This window comes from Kineococcus xinjiangensis (assembly GCF_002934625.1).
In the GTDB taxonomy this organism is placed as follows: Bacteria; Actinomycetota; Actinomycetes; order Actinomycetales; family Kineococcaceae; genus Kineococcus_A; species Kineococcus_A xinjiangensis.
Genome location: NZ_PTJD01000003.1, coordinates 96,703 through 115,305, shown reverse-complemented (window position 1 = coordinate 115,305; position 18,603 = coordinate 96,703). Strand labels below are relative to the sequence as shown.

Annotated in this window: 18 protein-coding genes; 6 read left to right on the top strand and 12 right to left on the bottom strand. The window is 76.1% G+C overall.

The window, feature by feature from the left end:
* Positions 1-102: 102 nt before the first annotated feature.
* A complete protein-coding gene (locus tag CLV92_RS21900; RefSeq protein WP_158257135.1) occupies positions 103-1,113 on the bottom strand; it encodes a MerR family transcriptional regulator in 1,011 nt (336 codons plus the stop codon).
* A 403-nt stretch (positions 1,114-1,516) separates the two neighbouring features.
* Here CLV92_RS21900 and CLV92_RS05410 point away from each other — a divergent pair, with 403 nt between their 5' ends.
* Positions 1,517-1,819 carry a WhiB family transcriptional regulator gene (locus CLV92_RS05410; protein WP_104431784.1) on the top strand — a complete coding sequence of 101 codons (303 nt, stop codon included), beginning with the start codon at positions 1,517-1,519 and terminating at the stop codon, positions 1,817-1,819.
* Positions 1,820-1,988: 169 nt separating this feature from the next.
* On the opposite strand, the gene groL is transcribed toward CLV92_RS05410, so the two are convergent.
* Positions 1,989-3,605 (bottom strand): chaperonin GroEL, encoded by a 1,617-nt coding sequence (gene groL, locus CLV92_RS05405; RefSeq protein WP_104431783.1) that lies wholly within the window; start codon positions 3,603-3,605, stop codon positions 1,989-1,991.
* A 121-nt stretch (positions 3,606-3,726) separates the two neighbouring features.
* Positions 3,727-4,023, bottom strand: coding sequence for a co-chaperone GroES (gene groES / locus CLV92_RS05400; protein ID WP_104431782.1), 297 nt, complete (start codon positions 4,021-4,023; stop codon positions 3,727-3,729).
* 232 nt (positions 4,024-4,255) lie between these two features.
* On the opposite strand from groES, the gene CLV92_RS21285 reads away from it, so the two are divergent.
* The 4 genes from CLV92_RS21285 (at position 4,256) to CLV92_RS05375 (ending at position 8,441) form a co-directional block, all read left to right on the top strand.
* Positions 4,256-5,515: a class I SAM-dependent methyltransferase gene (locus tag CLV92_RS21285; protein WP_104431781.1), complete on the top strand. Its 1,260-nt coding sequence runs from the start codon at positions 4,256-4,258 to the stop codon at positions 5,513-5,515.
* Positions 5,516-5,818: 303 nt separating this feature from the next.
* The gene (locus CLV92_RS05385; protein WP_104431984.1) at positions 5,819-7,531 is read left to right on the top strand and encodes a nitrite/sulfite reductase; all 1,713 of its coding nucleotides are present in this window, start codon (positions 5,819-5,821) and stop codon (positions 7,529-7,531) included.
* Entirely contained in the window at positions 7,528-7,698 is a 171-nt protein-coding gene (locus tag CLV92_RS05380; protein WP_104431779.1) for an Insertion element protein, read from the top strand. The genes CLV92_RS05385 and CLV92_RS05380 overlap by 4 nt, the downstream gene beginning before the upstream one ends.
* Positions 7,695-8,441, top strand: coding sequence for a phosphoadenylyl-sulfate reductase (locus CLV92_RS05375; RefSeq protein ID WP_104431778.1), 747 nt, complete (start codon positions 7,695-7,697; stop codon positions 8,439-8,441). The genes CLV92_RS05380 and CLV92_RS05375 overlap by 4 nt, the downstream gene beginning before the upstream one ends.
* 111 nt (positions 8,442-8,552) lie before the next feature.
* Here the strand turns inward: CLV92_RS05375 and rimI are convergent, their stop codons facing one another.
* The 9 genes from rimI to glmS form a co-directional block, all read right to left on the bottom strand.
* Positions 8,553-9,008, bottom strand: coding sequence for a ribosomal protein S18-alanine N-acetyltransferase (rimI, locus tag CLV92_RS05370; protein ID WP_245886438.1), 456 nt, complete (start codon positions 9,006-9,008; stop codon positions 8,553-8,555).
* The gene (gene tsaB / locus CLV92_RS05365) at positions 9,005-9,694 is read right to left on the bottom strand and encodes a tRNA (adenosine(37)-N6)-threonylcarbamoyltransferase complex dimerization subunit type 1 TsaB (protein WP_104431777.1); all 690 of its coding nucleotides are present in this window, start codon (positions 9,692-9,694) and stop codon (positions 9,005-9,007) included. Before tsaB ends, rimI begins: the two co-directional genes overlap by 4 nt.
* A 23-nt stretch (positions 9,695-9,717) precedes the next feature.
* Positions 9,718-10,275, bottom strand: a complete 558-nt coding sequence (gene tsaE / locus CLV92_RS05360; RefSeq protein ID WP_245886436.1) for a tRNA (adenosine(37)-N6)-threonylcarbamoyltransferase complex ATPase subunit type 1 TsaE — start codon at positions 10,273-10,275, stop codon at positions 9,718-9,720.
* Complete coding sequence (locus CLV92_RS05355) at positions 10,272-11,087, bottom strand: alpha/beta hydrolase (RefSeq protein WP_211290887.1); 816 nt, start codon at positions 11,085-11,087, stop codon at positions 10,272-10,274. The genes tsaE and CLV92_RS05355 overlap by 4 nt, the downstream gene beginning before the upstream one ends.
* Positions 11,084-12,172 (bottom strand): alpha/beta fold hydrolase, encoded by a 1,089-nt coding sequence (locus CLV92_RS05350; RefSeq protein WP_104431776.1) that lies wholly within the window; start codon positions 12,170-12,172, stop codon positions 11,084-11,086. Before CLV92_RS05350 ends, CLV92_RS05355 begins: the two co-directional genes overlap by 4 nt.
* Positions 12,169-13,356, bottom strand: coding sequence for an alanine racemase (gene alr / locus CLV92_RS05345; protein ID WP_104431775.1), 1,188 nt, complete (start codon positions 13,354-13,356; stop codon positions 12,169-12,171). The genes CLV92_RS05350 and alr overlap by 4 nt, the downstream gene beginning before the upstream one ends.
* Positions 13,357-13,433: 77 nt before the next feature.
* Positions 13,434-14,948 carry a bifunctional ADP-dependent NAD(P)H-hydrate dehydratase/NAD(P)H-hydrate epimerase gene (locus CLV92_RS05340; RefSeq protein ID WP_245886435.1) on the bottom strand — a complete coding sequence of 505 codons (1,515 nt, stop codon included), beginning with the start codon at positions 14,946-14,948 and terminating at the stop codon, positions 13,434-13,436.
* A gap of 59 nt (positions 14,949-15,007) precedes the next feature.
* Positions 15,008-15,361, bottom strand: coding sequence for a holo-ACP synthase (locus CLV92_RS05335; protein ID WP_104431774.1), 354 nt, complete (start codon positions 15,359-15,361; stop codon positions 15,008-15,010).
* Between the two features lie 161 nt (positions 15,362-15,522).
* The gene (glmS, locus tag CLV92_RS05330; RefSeq protein WP_104431773.1) at positions 15,523-17,415 is read right to left on the bottom strand and encodes a glutamine--fructose-6-phosphate transaminase (isomerizing); all 1,893 of its coding nucleotides are present in this window, start codon (positions 17,413-17,415) and stop codon (positions 15,523-15,525) included.
* A gap of 214 nt (positions 17,416-17,629) precedes the next feature.
* On the opposite strand from glmS, the gene coaA reads away from it, so the two are divergent.
* Positions 17,630-18,598, top strand: a complete 969-nt coding sequence (gene coaA, locus CLV92_RS05325; protein WP_104431979.1) for a type I pantothenate kinase — start codon at positions 17,630-17,632, stop codon at positions 18,596-18,598.
* The last annotated feature ends 5 nt before the right edge of the window (positions 18,599-18,603 follow it).

Genomic DNA, 18,603 nt, shown 5'->3' with positions numbered 1-18,603 from the left:
GCGTAATACCACATCCCGTCGACCGGCGCCGGTGAGCACCCGGATGCCCCGCCGGACGGAGCCCTCCCGGACGGGTCGGCGCCCGGGACCAGCGACTGGAGGTCAGCGGCGCACGGCGTCGACGGCGGCGCGCACGACGTCGGCGACGCTGCCCGCGTGCTGACCGCCGCGGGGGACGCCCTGCCAGCCGGGCCCGCTCAGCAGGACGAGGGGCGCCGGGCGCACGAGGAGCAGCTCCTCGAGCTGGGCGGGCGCCGCCGCCTCGTCCTGGGCGTGCAGGACGAGCACCGGCGGGGCGGAGCGGCGCACGGCGGCGGCGACGACGCGGCGGGGCACGCGGGCACCGAGGGAGCGGGAGCCCAGGCCCGCCTCGGCCAGCGCGGTGGCGAGCGCCAGCACGGGCAGGCCGCCGCTGTCCTCCTCGCAGGTGGCGACGAGGGCGCAGCGGTGCCCGCTGGCGGCGGCGGCGGCGGCCACCAGCGGCGCGGACTGCTGCAGCACGGACGTCGCGCAGCCGAGGACGAGCCCGCGGCCGGGGCCTGCCTGCGCGAGGACCGGGGCGAGCACCTCGTCCCAGGCGCGGGCGGTGCCGAACTCCCGGACGGCGGCCGCGACCCGCTCCGCCGTCTCGTGGACGTCGGAGGCGTCGGCGCTGCGCAGGAGCTCGCGCGCCGCCGTGGGGGCGTCCAGGGGCAGCACCAGCCGCTCCGGGCGGCGCTGCTCGCGGGGGTCGGTCTCGCCCGGGGCCTCGTCGGCGGCCGCGGGGTCCTCCCCCTCCTGCTCCAGCGCGCCGTCGACGGTGCTGGAGACGGCGGCTGCGTCGCTGACCGCGGCCTCCAGCAGGGAGCGCGGCACGGACGTGACCTCGGCGAGGGCGGCGTCGGCGTCGCCTGCCGTCGCGGAGCTGGCGATGGCGGCGGCCTCGGCGGGCGCGACGCCCTCCAGGGTGAGGCGGCGCATGACGACGAGGCGGGCGAGGTCGCTGGCGGAGTAGCGCCGGTGGGCGCCGGCGGTGTGCTCGGAGGGCCCCACGCCGTAGCGGCGGTCCCACGTGCGGAGGGTGGCCGGGGCGACGCCGAGCCGACGCGCGACGGCTGCCACGGTCAGCGTCACGCGCGGCTGCTCCGACGCGTCCGCACCTGGGGGCGACGACACGGCTCGATTGTGCCCTGCGCCCTCCGCGGCGCCACTCCGCCCCACGACCACGCAGGCGCGGCGCGGTTCTGGCGCGGTTGCGGCGCGCTCCGGGGGGCCGACCCGACCGGCGAGCTGACCGCGTCGCGACCCGGGAGTGAAGAGTTCCCGACCGGATTTCGCCTCGATCGGGTCGCCGCGGACGCCCGGACAGCCCGTGAACAACCCCCACTCCGGGCGATGGCACGCTCACGAGGAGCGACGTGAACAACTTTCGGCGCGAAGGGGCTTGAACAACCTCTGACGCGCTTGTACGGTTGCGGCGTCGCCCACCCGGTCGTCGCACGTCGCACCGGACCATCACGCCAGCAGGGAGCGCACCATGGCCGAGATCTCTCGCCTTCCCGGACCGATCGCCGACATCTGGGAGTGGCAGCTCGACGGAGCATGCCGCGAGGCGGACCCGGACCTCTTCTTCCACCCCGAGGGCGAGCGCGGCCCGGCCCGCCGCAACCGCGACGCCGCCGCCAAGGCCGTCTGCGGCGCGTGCCCCGTCATCGAGCAGTGCCGCAAGCACGCCCTGAAGGTGCGCGAGCCCTACGGCGTCTGGGGCGGGCTCACCGAGGACGACCGCGAGGCCATCTACGCGGAGAAGCGCGGCCGCAGCCTCCGCATCGCCAGCTGAGCTCCCGCACCACAGCAGGGGCGGCGGAGCGCACGACGCCGTAGCAGCGGACACCGGACAGGACGACACCCGGAACAGACGACGGAGGCCCGGTCCCCTCAGGGGACCGGGCCTCCGTCGTGCTCACCGGGCCCGCCGCGGAGGGCGGGCCCGGCGTGCGGGGCTCAGCTCAGTGGCCGTGACCGTGACCGTGACCGGCGGCCGCCGGCTCCTCGGCCTTCTTCTCCACCACGAGGGTGTCGGTGGTCAGGACCATCGTCGCGATCGACGCGGCGTTGCGCAGGGCGGAGCGGGTGACCTTCACCGGGTCGATGACGCCACCGGCGATCAGGTCGCCGTACTCGCCCGTGGCGGCGTTCAGGCCGTTGCCGGCCTCCAGCCCGCGGACCTTCTCCACGACGACGTAGCCCTCGAGGCCCGCGTTCTCGGCGATCCAGCGCAGCGGCTCGGCCACCGCGCGGTGGACGAGCTTCACGCCGGTGGCCTCGTCACCGCTGAGGCCGAGACCGTCCTCCAGCACCGTGGCGGCGTGCACGAGGGCGGAGCCGCCGCCGGCGACGATGCCCTCCTCGATGGCCGCGCGGGTCGCGGAGACCGCGTCCTCGATGCGGTGCTTCTTCTCCTTCAGCTCCACCTCGGTGTGCGCGCCGACCTTGACGACGCACACGCCGCCGGCGAGCTTCGCGAGCCGCTCCTGCAGCTTCTCGCGGTCCCAGTCGGAGTCGGTGCGCTCGATCTCGGCCTTGATCTGCCCGGCGCGCGCCTGGACCTCGCCCTGGTCGCCGGCGCCGTCGACGATGGTGGTCTCGTCCTTGGTGACGACGATGCGGCGGGCGGAGCCGAGCACCTCGAGGCCGACCTGGTCGAGCTTGAGGCCGACCTCCTCCGCCACGACCTGCGCGCCGGTGAGCACGGCGATGTCGCCGAGGATGGCCTTGCGGCGGTCGCCGAAGCCGGGGGCCTTCACCGCGACGGCGTTGAAGGTGCCGCGGATCTTGTTCACGACGAGGGTCGAGAGGGCCTCGCCCTCGACGTCCTCGGCGATGATGAAGAGCGGCTTGGAGGTCTGCAGGACCTTCTCCAGCAGCGGCAGCAGGTCGCTGACGGCGGAGATCTTGCCCTGGTGGATGAGCACGTGGGCGTCCTCGAGGACGGCCTCCATGCGCTCGGCGTCGGTCACGAAGTAGGGCGAGATGTAGCCCTTGTCGAACTGCATGCCCTCGGTGAAGTCGAGCTCGAGGGAGGTGGTGGAAGACTCCTCCACCGTGATGACGCCGTCCTTGCCGACCTTGTCGAAGGCCTCGGAGAGCAGCTCACCGACGGTGCGGTCCTGCGCGGAGATCGTCGCGACGTGGGCGATCTCCTCCTTGCCGTCGACGTCGCGGGCCAGGTCGAGGAGCCGGTCGTTGAGGGCGTCGACGGCGGCGTTGATGCCGCGGTTGAGCGCGGAGGGGGCCGCACCGGCGGCGACGTTGCGCAGGCCCTCGTGGACCATCGCCTGGGCGAGCACGGTCGCGGTGGTGGTGCCGTCACCGGCGACGTCGTTCGTCTTGGTGGCGACCTCCTTGGCGAGCTGGGCGCCGAGGTTCTCGTAGGGGTCCTCGAGCTCGACCTCGCGGGCGATGGTGACGCCGTCGTTCGTGATCGTCGGCGCACCCCACTTCTTGTCGATGACGACGTTGCGGCCGCGCGGGCCGAGCGTCACCTTGACGGCGTTGGCGAGGGCGTCCACGCCCCGCTCGAGCGCCCGGCGGGCGTCGTCGTTGAACTGCAGCGTCTTGGCCATGTGCGGTCCTGTTCCCTTTCGAGGAGCGGTGGGGAGCACGACGACGCCCCGGCAGCCCCGGCGGGTGCCGGTGCGCCGGGGCGACGTCGCGCGGGAGGCCCGGCAGGGCCTCGGCAGCTGCTTACTTGGCGACCTTGGCGAGCACGTCGCGGGCCGAGAGGATCAGGAACTCCTCGCCGCCGTACTTGACCTCGGTGCCGCCGTACTTCGAGTAGATGACCTTGTCGCCGACGGTCACGTCGACGGGGACGCGCTTGCCGTTGTCGTCCACGCGGCCCGGGCCCACGGCCAGGACCTCGCCCTCCTGGGGCTTCTCCTTGGCGGTGTCCGGGATGACCAGACCGGAAGCGGTCGTCTGCTCCGCGTCCAGCGGCTTGACGACGATGCGGTCCTCGAGCGGAGTGATGGAGACCGACACGTGCGGCCCTCCCCTTCTTCCAACGTCGGTACGGGTGGCAGTCGGGCGGGAGGGGCGGTCGACCGTCGTCGCGGGTGCCGGGCGGCGCCCCCTCGCGCACTGGCAGACTCCCCGGGGGAGTGCCAGCCGACGCGACGCCGACGTTAGCACTCCGAGCTTTCGAGTGCTAGCGCGCACCCCGGTTCCGTCACCCGCACCGGTCACACGGGCCGCGCCGTGGTGGGATCGCCCGGTGGACGCCGAGGACGTGGCCGCCCTGCTCTCCCCCACCGGGCAGGAGCTGCTGCGTGCCCTGCCGCCGTACGACCCGGGCTCGGCGCTGGCCCAGGGCGAGCGGCTGCGCGCGGCGGGCCACCCCGCGGCCCTGGTCGCCGCCGCCCTCACCCAGGCCCGGCTGCGGGAGCGGGCCCGCCCCAAGCTCGGCGAGCGCGCCGCGGGGCTCCTGCTCACCCCCGACGGCGTCGAGCAGGCCACCCGCGCGCTGGTCGCCGAGCGCCACGCCCGGCGCTACGCCGCGGCCGGGCTGCGGCACGTGGCCGACCTCGGCTGCGGCATCGGCGCCGACGCCCTGGCCCTCCTCGACGCCGGCCTCGGCGTCACCGCCGTCGACGCCGACCCGGTCACCGCGGCCGTCGCCGCCGCCAACCTCGCCGGCCACCCCGGCGCGCGGGTCCGCTGCGCCGACGTGACGGCGCCCGGCGTGGTGGCCGACGCCGTCGGCGCCGACGGCGGAGCCTGGTTCGACCCGGCCCGCCGCAGCGGCGGACGGCGGGTCTTCGACCCGGAGTCCACCTCCCCCCCGCTGTCCTTCGTGCTCGACGTCGCCGCCCGGGTGGCCGCCACCGGCGCCAAGCTCGCCCCCGGCGTTCCGCACGACGCCCTGCCGCCGGAGGTGGCCGGTCGCGGCACGGAGGCGCAGTGGACGTCGGTGGACGGCGACGTCGTCGAGTGCGCCCTGTGGTGCGGGCCGCTGGCGCGCCCCGGCGTGCGGCGCGGCGCCGCGCTCGCCGTCACCGGACCCGACGGCGCGAGCACCTGGCACGAGGTGGACGACACCGCCCCGTCCACCACCGGGGTGGGCGCGGTCGGCGAGGTGCTGTACGAGCCGGACGGCGCGGTGATCCGCGCCGGCCTCGTCGGAGCCGTCGCCGCCGAGGTGGGCGGGCGGCTGCTGGACCCGACGATCGCCTACGTCACCGCCGACGGGGCCGTCCCCACCCCGCTCGCCCGCGGCTACGCCGTCGAGCACGTCATGCCGTTCGGCCTCAAGCCGCTGCGGGCGTGGCTGCGCGCGCACGGCGTCGGCCGGCTGGTGGTCAAGAAGCGCGGCACCGCCGTGGAGCCGGAGGTCCTGCGCCGGCAGCTGCGGCTGGAGGGGACGGCCGAGGCGACCGTCGTGCTCACCCGCGTCGCGGGCCGCCAGAGCGTCCTCGTGGTGCGGCCACTGCCGTCGCGGACGGCGCGCGGCGGCCGCGCTGCTCTCGAAGGGTGAGACAGCCGTCTCGCACCCGGGTGCTTCCGTACGCCGCGCCCCGCCCGCCGTGGCACCATGAGGACGTGCCTGCGGTCTCGCTGCGACTCGTGGCGCGCCTGCACGTGGACCTCTGCCGCCTGCAGAGCGCGTCGCTGTGTCCTGCCCGGTGACCACTTCCCGGTGACCACTTCCTGGTGACCGCTCCCTGGTGACCGCCCCCCGGTGACCCGCTCCTCCCGAGCGCCCCGCCGCGCCCCCTCCCCGGGCCGGTTCCCGGGCGCCCGCCCGCCGCAGCCCGCACCCGACGACGAGGACCCCGCCATGAACGCCGGACCCGCCGCCCCCGCCGACTCCGCAGCCACCACCCCGCCGCGCGCCCGCGGTCCCCGCGCGGCCGCCAAGCGCTCCGAGGGCCAGTGGAAGGTCGACGGCACGACGCCCCTCAACGGCAACGAGGAGTTCAAGCAGGAGGACGACGGCCTCAACGTCCGGCAGCGGATCGAGGACGTCTACTCCAAGCAGGGCTTCGCCAGCATCGACCCCAAGGACCTGCGGGGCCGGATGCGCTGGTGGGGGCTGTACACCCAGCGCCGGGAGGGCATCGACGGCGGCCGCACGGCCAGCATCCCGCCGGAGGAGCTGGACGCCGAGTACTTCATGATGCGCGTGCGCATCGACGGCGGGGCGCTGACCACCGAGCAGCTGCGCGTCCTCGGGCAGATCTCCGTGGACTTCGCCCGCGGCACCGCCGACGTCACCGACCGGCAGAACATCCAGTACCACTGGATCCGGGTCGAGGACGTCCCCGAGATCTGGCGGCGCCTGGAGTCGGTGGGCCTGTCCACCACCGAGGCCTGCGGCGACTGCCCCCGCGTCGTCCTCGGCAGCCCCGTCGCGGGCATCGCCGCCGACGAGATCCTCGACGGCACCTGGGCGGTGGAGGAGATCAACCGCCGCTACGTGGGCGACCCGCAGTACTCCAACCTGCCGCGCAAGTTCAAGAGCGCCGTCTCCGGCTCCCCCCGCCAGGACGTCGTCCACGAGATCAACGACGTGGCCTTCATCGGCTCGGTGCACCCCGAGCACGGCCCCGGCTTCGACGTCTGGGTCGGCGGCGGCCTCTCCACGAGCGCCCACCTCGCCCAGCGCCTGGGCGCGTGGGTGCCGCTGGAGGAGGTGCCCGACGTGTGGGCCGGCGTCGTGGGCATCTTCCGCGACTACGGCTACCGGCGGCTGCGCAACCGCGCCCGGCTGAAGTACCTCGTGGCCGACTGGGGCGCCGAGAAGTTCCGCCAGGTCCTGGAGGAGGAGTACCTCCACCGCAAGCTCGTCGACGGCCCCGCACCGGAGGCGGTCAACGCCCCCGACCACATCGGCGTCCACAAGCAGGTCGACGGCCGCAACTACGTGGGCGTCGCCCCGGCCGTGGGCCGCGTCAACGGTGAACTGCTGCTGCGCCTGGCCGACGTGATGGAGGCGCACGGCTCGCAGCGCCTGCGCACCACCGCCCACCAGAAGCTCGTGGTCCTCGACGTCGCCGACGAGCAGGTGGAGTCCTTCGTCGCCGCCGCCGACGAGCTCGGGCTGCCCGCCCGCACCAGCCAGTGGCGCCGCTCCACGATGGCCTGCACCGGCGTGGAGTTCTGCAAGCTCGCGATCGTGGAGACCAAGCACCGCGCCACGGAGCTCATCACCGAGATGGAGCGCCGCCTCCCTGACCTCGCCGAGCCGGTGACGGTCAACATCAACGGCTGCCCGAACTCGTGCGCGCGCATCCAGACCGCCGACATCGGCCTGAAGGGGCAGATCGTCACCACCGACGCCGGGGAGCAGGTGCCCGGCTTCCAGGTGCACCTCGGCGGCGGGCTCGGCCTCGACGTCGGCTTCGGCCGCAAGCTGCGCGGGCACAAGGTGACCGCCGCGGAGCTGCCCGACTACGTCGAGCGACTCACCCGGCGCTGGCTGGAACAACGCGGCGACGGCGAGCGCTTCGCCCAGTGGGCGACCCGCGCCGACGAGGAGGACCTGCGGTGAGCGAGGAGGGCGGACGCAGCACGCCGCTGCACTGCCCGATGTGCGCGGGTGAGCGCCTGTTCCCCGACGAGGCCTCACCCACGGCGTGGCGCTGCGCGGAGTGCCTGCGCATCTTCAGCGTCCGCATCCTGGGCGTCGCCCCCATCCCCGGAGGAGGTTCGGCATGACCGCACACGTGGCCGGAGCGGCCGGCGCGCACCCCGCCGGCGCGGCCCTCGGACTCGACGACGCCGCGCGGCGCGAGCTCGCCCTCCGCGCGGGCGAGGAGCTGGAGGGCGCCGACGCCCTCGACGTGGTCCGCTGGTCGGTGGAGCAGTTCGGCACCTCCATCGCCGTGGCCGGCTCGATGCAGGACGCGGTCCTGCTGGACCTCTACGCCCAGGTCAGCCCCGGCGTGGACGTGCTGTTCCTGGAGACCGGCTACCACTTCCCCGAGACGCTGCTCATGCGCGAGCAGGTGAGGCGCTCGCTGCCGATCACCGTGAAGGACGTGCTGCCGCGGCAGTCGGTGGCGGAGCAGGACGCCGAGTTCGGCGCGCGCCTGTTCGAGCGCGACCCCGCCCTGTGCTGCTCGATGCGCAAGGTGTTCCCGCTCGCCGACGCCCTGGACGGGTACGCCGCGTGGGCCACGGGCGTGCGCCGCGACGAGGCCCCCACCCGGGCGGGCACTCCCGTGGTGACGTGGGACGAGAAGAACTTCCTCGTGAAGGTGAACCCGCTGGTGCGCTGGAGCGCCGAGGACGTCGAGGCGCACATCGTGGAGCGGAACCTGCCGCGCCACGAGCTCACCCTGCGCGGCTACCCGTCCATCGGGTGCGCCCCCTGCACGCGGGCGGTCAAGCCCGGTGAGGACCCGCGCGCGGGCCGCTGGGCCGGCAGCTCCAAGACGGAGTGCGGCCTGCACGTCTGACGCCCCGTCCGCCCCGGTGGCCCGCAGCGGGTCCCCGGCGGTTCCGTGGCGGGCCCCCTCCGTCGTGAGCAGCGCCCCTGCGGCGGCGGAGGGGGTTCCTCCGCGGGGGTGTCAGAGCCGGCGGCGCATGATGACCGCGTCGCCACCGTCGGGGTAGTACCGCCGCCGCAGGGCGATGCGCTCGAACCCCGACCGCTCGTACAGCCGCAGCGCGGCCGCGTTGCCCGCCGCGACCTCGAGCAGCAGCACCGTCGCGCCGAGGTCGGCCGCGATGCCCGCCAGGGCCTGCAGCAGCGCCGCGCCGACGCCCTGCCGCTGCCCGGCCGGTGCGACGGCCAGCGTCTGCACGTCGGCGTCCGCGCCGTTGACCATCACCCCGCCGTAGCCGAGCAGGTCCTCCCCGCGCACCGCCGCGAGGTAGCGGCGGTTGGGCTGGGCCAGCTCGGCCCAGAACGACTCCGCCGACCAGGCCGTCGGCCCGAACAGCTCCCGCTCCGCCCCGAGGACGGCGTCCAGGTCCCACCAGCGCAGGGGCCGCAGCTCCACCCCCGGCGGTGCAGCGCTCACGCGGTGACGCGCTTGCGGGCGCCCGGCTCGACGGCGTCGGGACGGCGCAGGTACAGCGGCTCGGGCGGCAGCAGCTGCCAGCCCCCCTCCCCGCGCAGCGCGGCCGCGGCGACGGCGGCGAGGTGGGCGGCGTCGACGTCCAGCGGCCCGGAGTCCTCCGCGCGCCCCGGGCGGGGTCCCAGCGCGTCGGGGTAGAGCGGCACGCCGCTGCCGACGACACGCAGCCCGGAACGCTCCACGTCGGCGGCCGGGCCCACCTGCGGGCCGGTGAGGCGGCGCAGCGGGGAGCCGCCGTAGCGGGCGGAGTGCACCTCGCGGCGGCGGGCGTCGGTGGCGACGACGAACTCCTCGCCCTCGGCGACGGCACCCGTGGCCAGCGCCTCGGCGGCGAGGGCGTCCAGGGAGCAGACGCCGTGCACGTCCACTCCGAGGGCCATGCCGAGGGAGAGGGCCGTGACCAGCCCGACGCGCAGGCCCGTGAACGGACCCGGCCCCACCCCGGCGGCGATCGCGGTGACGTCGCGGCGGGCGCGGCCGGTCTCGGCGAGGACGGCCTGCACAGCGGGCACGAGGTTCTCGGCGTGCTTGCGGGCGTCGGCGGCGCGCAGGGAGGCCAGCACCCGCTCGCCGTCGTGGAGGGCGACGGTGGCGGTGGCGGTGGCGGTGTCGAGGGCGAGCAGGAGCACGGTCAGACCCTAGACGGCGTTCCTCACCGGGCACCTCCTGCGGTGGACGGCGCGGCGGCCACCGCCCCGAGGTCCACATCGGCCCAGCGGGCGCCCACGGCGCGCAGGACGACGTGGCGCGGTTCGTCCACCTCCGCCTCCTCCACGTGCGGGTCCTGCGGGGACGCCGCGCCGCCGGTGCGGCGGTGCAGATGCAGCTCCAGCCGTGCCTCGGCCAGGTCCTCCACCAGTCCCGCGCCCCACTCGACCACGGTGACGGCCTCGTCGAGGGAGGCGTCGAGGTCGAGGTCCTCCAGCTCCCCCAGCGAGCCCACCCGGTAGGCGTCGGCGTGCACGAGCGCCGGGCCGCCCACCAGCGAGGGGTGGACGCGGGCGATGACGAACGTCGGGGAGGTGATCGGCCCGCGCACGCCGAGGCCGTCCGCGAGACCCTGCACGAAGGTCGTCTTCCCCGCCCCGAGGCCGCCGGAGAGCACCAGCAGGTCCCCGGCGCGCACCCGCGCCGCGAGGCGGCGCCCCAGGTCCCGCATCGCCTCCGCGGTGGGCACCTCGCACGTGGTCCCGTCGCCGTCGCCGCTCACCGCTGCGCCTCCTCCGTCCCGTCCCGCACCGTCCGGTCCTGCACCGCCTGGTCCTGCACCGTCCCGAGCACCCGCGCCGCGAACGCCACCGACGCCGCGAAGAACGCCGGGGCGTCGTTGTCCAGGGTCAGGACGTGGTAGCTGTCCCGGTACACGATCTCCGTCACGTCCGTCGAGGACACCCCGGCGAGCACCGCCGCGCTGCTGGCGGCGGGCACGACGTGGTCCACGGCGGTGCGCGCCAGCAGCAGCGGCTGGCGCACCCGTGGCAGGTCGGCGCGCACCTCCCGCCAGCCGCGCAGCTGCGAGTGCAGGGCGTGCAGCGGAGTGCGGTCGTAGCCGACCTCGGTGCGGCCGGGCGCTTTGATGTCGCTGGCGATGCCGCGCAGGGACGGCACCAGCCGCCGCACGAGGGGCAGCGCGCGCACCCGCGGATCCGTCAGCAGCACCGCCGGATTCGCCAGCACCAGGGCGTCGACCTGCTCCGGGTGCAGCTGCGCCAGGCGCAGGGCCAGCGACCCGCCCATCGACAGCCCCCCGACCACGATGCGGGAGTTGCGCCCGCGCAGGGCGGCCAGCGCGGCCTCCGCCGCGGCCACCCAGTCCCCGTACGTGCTGCGGTTCATCTCCTGCCAGGTGGTGCCGTGGCCGGGCAGCAGCGGGCAGAGCACGTCGTAGCCGGCGGCGGCGAAGGCCTCGCCCCAGCCGCGCATGCTGTGCGGGGTGCCGGTGAAGCCGTGGCACAGCAGGACGCCCCGCCCGGAGCCGGAGCGGAACTCGAACGGTTCCGCACCGGGCATGACCGCGCTCACCGTCGCCTCCTCGGGGTGCGCCGCCGCTGCCGCAGCACGGGCGAGACGACCTCGGCGGGCACCGGGGCGCCGCGGCCGGGGCCGCACGCCCGTTCCAGCAGCCGCAGCAGCCGCGGGTTGACGATGGCCGGGTGCTCGAGCATGAGGAGGTGCCCCGCGGAGCGCACGAGCACGAACCTGCTGCCGGGCAGCAGCTCGGCGATCTCGGCGCTGTGCGAGGCGGGTGTCATGAGGTCGCGCTCGCCGGCGAGGACGAGCACCTCCCGCCCGGCCAGGGCCGCGAGCGCCTCCCGCTCGTCGTGGGTGGAGAAGGTGGGCAGGAAGTCGGAGATGACCTCCAGCCGGGTGGAGGTGACCATGGCGGCGGTGAAGCGGGACAGCTCCTGCGGCACCGGGGACGCGTAGGACCAGCGCCGCACGAGGCGCTGCTCCACCTCCCCCGTCAGCCGGCGGCCGCGCTCGACGAGCCCCGACCCGCGCAGGGCCAGGGCCAGGGCGTAGGGCGCCGCCCGGGCGACCCAGGGGCCGATGACGGGGATGCCGTGGTCGACGCCGGCCAGGCCCCCCGCGCTGGTGGCGACGAGGGCGACCGCCCGCACCCGCTCGGTGACGAGGTCGGGGTGCGCCGCGGCCAGCGCCATGATCGCCATGCCGCCCATGGAGTGCCCGACGAGGGCGAGGGGCCCCCGCGGGGCGACCTCGGCGAGGACGCGATGCAGGTCGTCGCCGACCTGCTGGATGGTGCCGGAGCCGGCCGGCCCCTGCGCGGAGCGGCCGTGCCCGCGGTGGTCCCACAGCACGAGCCGGTAGCGCCCGCGCAGCGCCGCGCGCTGGTGGTGCCAGGCGTCGAGGTTGAGCCCGTAGCCGTGGCCGAAGACGACGGTGGGGGCGTCGGGCGCGGCGTCCGGCGCCTCGTCCACCTCCACGTGCAGGGCGGTGCCGTCACTTGCGCGCACCGGCACGACCTCCCCGCGGAGGCTGCCGTAGCCGACGGCGGACGCGGGGGCGGGGTGCGGCTCCCGCCGCGGGGTGCGCTCCACCCGCAGGGGCCGCTCGGGCCGCAGCAGCAGGCCCCGGCGGTTCACGCCCGCTCCCCCGTCCAGCGGCGGGGCACCCGCGCCCCGAGGCGGCTGACGATCTCGTAGGAGATCGTGCCGGCGGCCTCGGCCCAGTCCTGCGCGGTGGGCTCCTGCGGGCGGCCGGCGGCGGCACCGGGGCCGAAGAGGACGGCGCGGTCCCCGGCCGCTGCCGCCACCGCGTCGGGCCCGGACCCGAGGTCGACGACGAACTGGTCCATGCAGACGCGGCCGGCGACGTTGCGGCGCCGGCCGGCGACGAGGACCGGACCGGACCCGGAGGCGGAGCGGGGGACGCCGTCGGCGTAGCCGAGGGGCACCAGGCCCAGGGTGGTGTCGGTCCGCGTCGTGTACGTGCCGCCGTAGGAGACCCGACTGCCGGCCGGCACCCGCTTCACGAGCGCCAGGAACGCGCTCAGCGTCATCGCGGGGACGAGGCCGAGGTCCGCCGGGGCGGCGAGGTCGGGAACCGGCGTGAGGCCGTAGAGGGCCAGCCCGCAGCGCACCAGGTCGTAGTGCGACGCGGGGTTCGTCAGGGTCGCGGCGGAGTTGGCGAGGTGGCGCACCTCCGGTTCGACCCCGTGCGCGGCGGCCACGCCCAGCGCCTCCTCGAACGCGGCCACCTGCTCCGCGTTCGCCGCGTCCGCGGGCACGTCGCTGGAGGCCAGGTGGGACCACACCCCCACCACGTGCACGGCGCCCTCGGCCGCGTGCTTGGCGCTCGCCCGGACCAGGTCCGGCCACTCCTGGCGGGAGGCGCCGCCCCGGCACAGGCCGGTGTCGGCCTTGAGGTGGACGCGGGCCGTGGCCCCGGCGGCGCGGGCGGCGGCGACCACCTCCTCCAGCGCCCACTGCGAGGACACCGAGACGTCGACGCGGGCGCGCACCAGGGGCTCCAGGTCGCCGCCCGGCGGGTACAGCCACGTCAGCAGGGGCGCCTCGATGCCCGCGGCGCGCAGCGCGAGGGCCTCCGCGGGCTGGGCGACGCCGAGCCACGTGGCGCCGCCCTCGAGCGCGGCCCGGGCGCAGGGCAGCAGGCCGTGGCCGTAGGCGTCGGCCTTGACGACGGCCATCAGGGCGGCGGGGGCGACCCTCTCGCGCAGGGCGGCCGCGTTGGCGCGCACGGCCGCCACGTCGACGACCACCTCCGCGAAGTGCTCGCCGGCCGGGGCCGGTGAGGGGTTCTCTGCCACCGTCCGACCCTACCCGCGCACCCCGCCCCGGGCCTCGCACCCGGCGGCGTCCGGGTGGTGCCCGTCGCCGCGGGCGGTCACCAGGCGGCGGCGTCGGCCTCGTGCCAGCCCGGCAGGCTCGTCAGCGCCGCGGGCACCGCCTCGGCCACGTCGAGCGCCGCCACCGGGCCGGAGGCGCTGGCCAGGCTCGCCGCCCAGCCGTGCACGACGGCGGCGTCGGCGGCGAGGGTGGCGGCCAGCTCCGGCTCGGCCTGCACGTCCTCCGCCCGTGCGGCGAGCACCGCCCCGAGGATCCCCGCCAGGACGTCACCGGCGCCCGCGGTGCCCAGCCACGCCGGGGCCGAGGCGGCGGTGCGCACGACGCCGTCGCAGCCGACGACGACGGTGGTGGCGCCCTTGAGGAGCACCGTGGCGCCGGTCAGCTCCGCCGCGGCGCGGGCGTGCCCGACCGGGTCGGCCTCCACCGCCGCCCGCTCCACCTCGCGGCCGCGGGCGGACAGCAGCCGCGCCAGCTCCCCGGCGTGCGGGGTGAGGACGCGCGTGGGGTCGCTGCGCCGCGGCAGGGCGGGCAGCGCCCCGGCGTCGACCACCGCGGGCTCCCCCGACTCCAGCGCCTCGCGGACCCGGCGGCCCTGCTCGGCGTCGTCGGGGTCCACGCCGGGCCCGAGCACCCACGCCTGCACCCGCCCCGGCCCGGGGACGACCTCGGGGCGGCGCTGCCGGACGAGCTCCGTGGGGTGCTGCGGCCCGAGGTAGCGGACCATGCCCGCACCGGCGCGCACGGCGCCCTCCACGGCCAGCAGCGCGGCGCCGGTGTAGTCCGCGCCGCCCGCCACCACGCCCACGACCCCGCGGGAGTACTTGTCGTCGCCGGCGGTGGGGCGGCGCCAGCGCAGGGCCACGTCGGCCTCCTCCACGCGCACGGCCGCCGGCGCGGGCAGGTGGGCGCCGAGGCCGATGTCGACCACGTCGAGGCGGCCGGTGCGGGTGCACGCCGGGGGCAGCAGCAGCCCGGGCTTGGCGGTGCCGAACGTGACGGTGCGGTCGGCGGGCAGGACGGGCCCGTCCACGGCGCCGGTGTCGGCGTCCACGCCGCTGGGCAGGTCCACGGCGACGACGACGGGCCGGCCGCGGCCCGCGCGCCCGGCCGCGGCGAGGCGGGCGGGGAGCACGTCCAGCGGGGCGCGCAGCCCGCCGCGCCCGCCGAGGCCGGCGATGCCGTCCACGAGCAGGTCCGCGGCCAGGCAGTGCTCGGCGCCGTCGCGACCGTAGGGGCGCACCCCCCCGCCGGCCGCGAGGAGCGCCGCCGTCCCCCGGGCGTGCGCCCGCTCCGCCGTGGTCAGCGCGAGGACCCGCACCCCGCGGCGGGCGAGGAGGGCGCCGGCGAGGAGGGCGTCGCCGCCGTTGTCCCCGGCGCCGGTGAGCAGGACGGCGCTGCGGCCGTAGACCCCGCCGGTGCTGCGGCGCAGCTCCTGCGTGCACGCGGTGGCGAGCGCGGCGGCGGCGCGGTCCATGAGCGCCCCGTCGGGCAGGGCGGCGAGGACGGCGGCCTCGGCGGCGCGCACGTCGGCGGCGCAGTGGGAAACGATCACGGTGGGCGGCTCCCGTCGATCCGGTCGGCGGGGACGTCCGGCGCGGGGCCCCGCAGGTCTCAGGCGCCCTCGGCGACCACCATCGCCGAGGCGATCCCCGCGTCGTGCGAGAGGGACAGGTGGAAGCGTTCCACGCCCAGTTCCGCGGCGCGCGCGGCGACGGTCCCGCTGACCTCGACCCGCGGGCGCCCGCCGTCCTCGCGGACGACGACGACGTCGGTCCAGCGCAGGCCCACGGGGGCGCCGAGCGCCTTGGCGACGGCCTCCTTGGCAGCGAAGCGCGCCGCCAGCGACGCCGCGGGCAGTCCCCGCTCGCCGTCGCCGAACAGGCGGTCCACGAGCCGGGGGGTCCGCTCGACCTGGCGCACGAAGCGCGCGATGTCGACGACGTCGATCCCCACTCCGACGATCACTGGCCACCCCTCCGCACGGCACCCGGGCGCTGCCAGCGTGGCACGGGCGCTCCCGCCCGGATCGGCGGGGGTGGCGCACGCGTTCCCGGAAGCGCCTGCGCCGGGGTTCCCGGCCGCGCCCCCGCCGCGGGGTTCCACGGCTGCGGCCCCGCCGCGGGCGCTCACTCCACCGTGACGGACTTCGCCAGGTTGCGCGGCTGGTCCACGTCGAGGCCCTTGGCGGTGGCCAGCTCGCACGCGAAGACCTGCAGCGGCACGATCGTCAGCAGCGGCGAGAGCAGGGTGGAGGTCTGCGGCACCCGCAGGACGGTGTCCGCGTAGGGCTCCACGTCCGTGTCGCCGTCCTCCGCGATGACGATGGTGCGGGCGCCGCGGGCCCGGATCTCCTGGATGTTGGAGACGATCTTGGCGTGCAGGGAGTCGCGCCCGCGCGGGGAGGGCACGACCACGAACACCGGCTGCCCGGGCTCGATGAGGGCGATGGGCCCGTGCTTGAGCTCCCCCGCCGCGAACCCCTCGGCGTGGATGTAGGCCAGCTCCTTCAGCTTCAGCGCCCCCTCCATGGCCACCGGGTAGCCGACGTGGCGGCCCAGGAAGAGCACCGAGCGGGTGTCCGCCATGGAGCGGGCGAGGGCGCGCACCTGCTCCAGGCCGTCGAGGACCTCCTGCACCTTGGCGGGGACCTCGTGCAGCTGCTGCAGGACGTCGGCGATCTCGTCGGCGTACTTGTTGCCGCGGATCTGCGCCAGGTAGAGGCCGAGCAGGTAGCAGGCGGTGATCTGGGCGAGGAACGCCTTGGTGGAGGCGACGGCGATCTCGGGGCCGGCGTGGGTGTAGAGCGCCGCGTCGGACTCGCGGGGGATGGTGGAGCCGTGGGTGTTGCAGATGGCCAGCACCCGGGCGCCCTGCTCGCGGGCGTGGCGCACGGCCATGATCGTGTCCATCGTCTCCCCGGACTGCGAGATGGCCACGACGAGGGTGCGCTGGTTCACCACGGGGTCGCGGTAGCGGAACTCGTGGGCGTACTCGACCTCCACCGGGATGCGGCACCAGTGCTCGACCGCGTACTTCGCGACCTGCCCGGCGTAGGCCGACGTCCCGCAGGAGATCACAACGATCTTGTCGATGCTGCGCAGCTCCGACTCGTCGAGCTTCATCTCGTCGAGGACGAGGTGCCCGGCGGCGTCGGTGCGCCCCAGCAGGGTGTCGGCGATGGCGCGCGGCTGGTCGTGGATCTCCTTGGCCATGAAGGACGGGTAGCCGCCCTTCTCCGCAGCGGCCGCGTCCCAGTCCACGTGGAAGCGGCGCCCCTGCGCGGGCGAGCCGTCGAAGCAGCGCACCTCGACGTCGTCCGCCGTGATGGTCACCACCTGGTCCTGGCCGAGCTCCATGGCCTCGCGGGTGGAGGAGATGAACGCCGTCACGTCCGAGCCGAGGTAGTTGGCGCCCTCGCCCAGCCCCACCACCAGCGGGGAGTTGCGGCGCGCGCCGACGATGGTGCCGGGGGTGCCTGCGTGCACGGCGAGCAGCGTGAAGGCGCCCTCGAGGCGGCGGCAGACCTGCAGCATCGCCTCGGTGAGGTCGCCGGTCTCCTCGTGCGCGCGGCCGAGCAGGTGCGCGACGACCTCGGTGTCGGTCTCGCTGGCGAAGACCACGCCGTCGGCGAGCAGCTCGGCCTTCAGCCCGGCGAAGTTCTCCACGATGCCGTTGTGGATCACCGCGACCCGGCCGGTGGCGTCCAGGTGCGGGTGGGCGTTCTCGTCCGTCGGGGCGCCGTGGGTGGCCCAGCGGGTGTGCCCGACGGCGGTGGCCGAGGGCGGCAGCGGGTCGTCGGCGAGGCACTTCTCCAGGTTCGCCAGCTTGCCCGCGCGCTTGCGCACGGCGATGCCGGCGCCGGACGCGCCGTCGGCGAGGACGGCGATGCCCGCGGAGTCGTAGCCGCGGTACTCCAGGCGGCGCAGGCCGTCGAGGACGACGCCCGCACCGTCGGGGTGGTCGCCCACCGGGGCGCTGCTGGAGGGAGGGGTCCCGACGAAGCCCACGATGCCGCACATGGCTCTCGAGCCTACGGCGCCGTCGCGGCACCCCCCTGCAGGAACCCGCCGCGGCGCGCCCGGACCACCCGGTCGGTCCGCTCCCGGCTGGACCGGGCAGGGGACGCGGCCGCCCGGCGGGACGGTCCCGCGCCCGGGGCGGCCTGCGGACGCCCCGGGCCGCAGCGGGTAGCGTGCGGGCGTGTCCTCTGCCGGTTCGACGACGAACGAGCGGATCCCCCGGACCCCCGGCACGCGGGAGGCCCACGGGCCGCGCTCGCCCTACGTGGTCCTCGACCGGCAGGCGTGGAGCCAGCTGCGGGCCTCGACGCCGATGACCCTCACCGCCTCGGACCTGACCCGCCTGCAGGGTCTCGGCGACCGCATCGACGTGCGGGAGGTGGAGGAGGTCTACCTCCCGCTGTCCCGGCTGCTGACGATGTACGTGCACGCGGTCGGCGGCCTGCACGACGCCACCACCACCTTCCTCGGCGAGAGCGCCGCCCGCACCCCGTTCGTCATCGGCATCGCCGGGTCGGTGGCGGTGGGCAAGTCCACGACGGCGCGCATCCTGCGGGAGCTGCTGCGGCACTGGCCGGAGACCCCGCGGGTGGAGCTCATCACCACCGACGGCTTCCTGCTGCCGAACGCCGAGCTGGAGCGGCGCGGCCTCATGCAGCGCAAGGGGTTCCCGGAGTCGTACGACCGCCGCGCCCTGCTGCGGTTCCTGACGGCGGTGAAGTCGGGGGCGCCGGAGGTGCGCGCGCCGGTGTACTCCCACCTGGTCTACGACATCGTCCCCGGCTCGGAGACGGTCGTGAACCGCCCGGACGTCCTCATCGTCGAGGGCCTCAACGTGCTGCAGCCCCCGCGGGCGCGCGCGGACGGGCGCCAGGGGCTCGCGGTGAGCGACTTCTTCGACTTCTCCGTCTACGTCGACGCCCGCACGGAGGACGTCCGGCACTGGTACGCGGAGCGGTTCCTGCGCCTGCGGCAGACGGCGTTCAGCCGCCCGGAGTCCTACTTCCACCGCTACGCGTCGCTGTCGGACGCGGAGGCGGTGTCGCGGGCGCAGCAGATCTGGCACGACATCAACGAGCCGAACCTGGTGGAGAACGTCCTGCCCACGCGCAGCCGCGCGACGCTGGTCCTGACGAAGGGCTCGGACCACTCGGTGCGCAAGGTGATGCTGCGCAAGCTGTGAGGCGG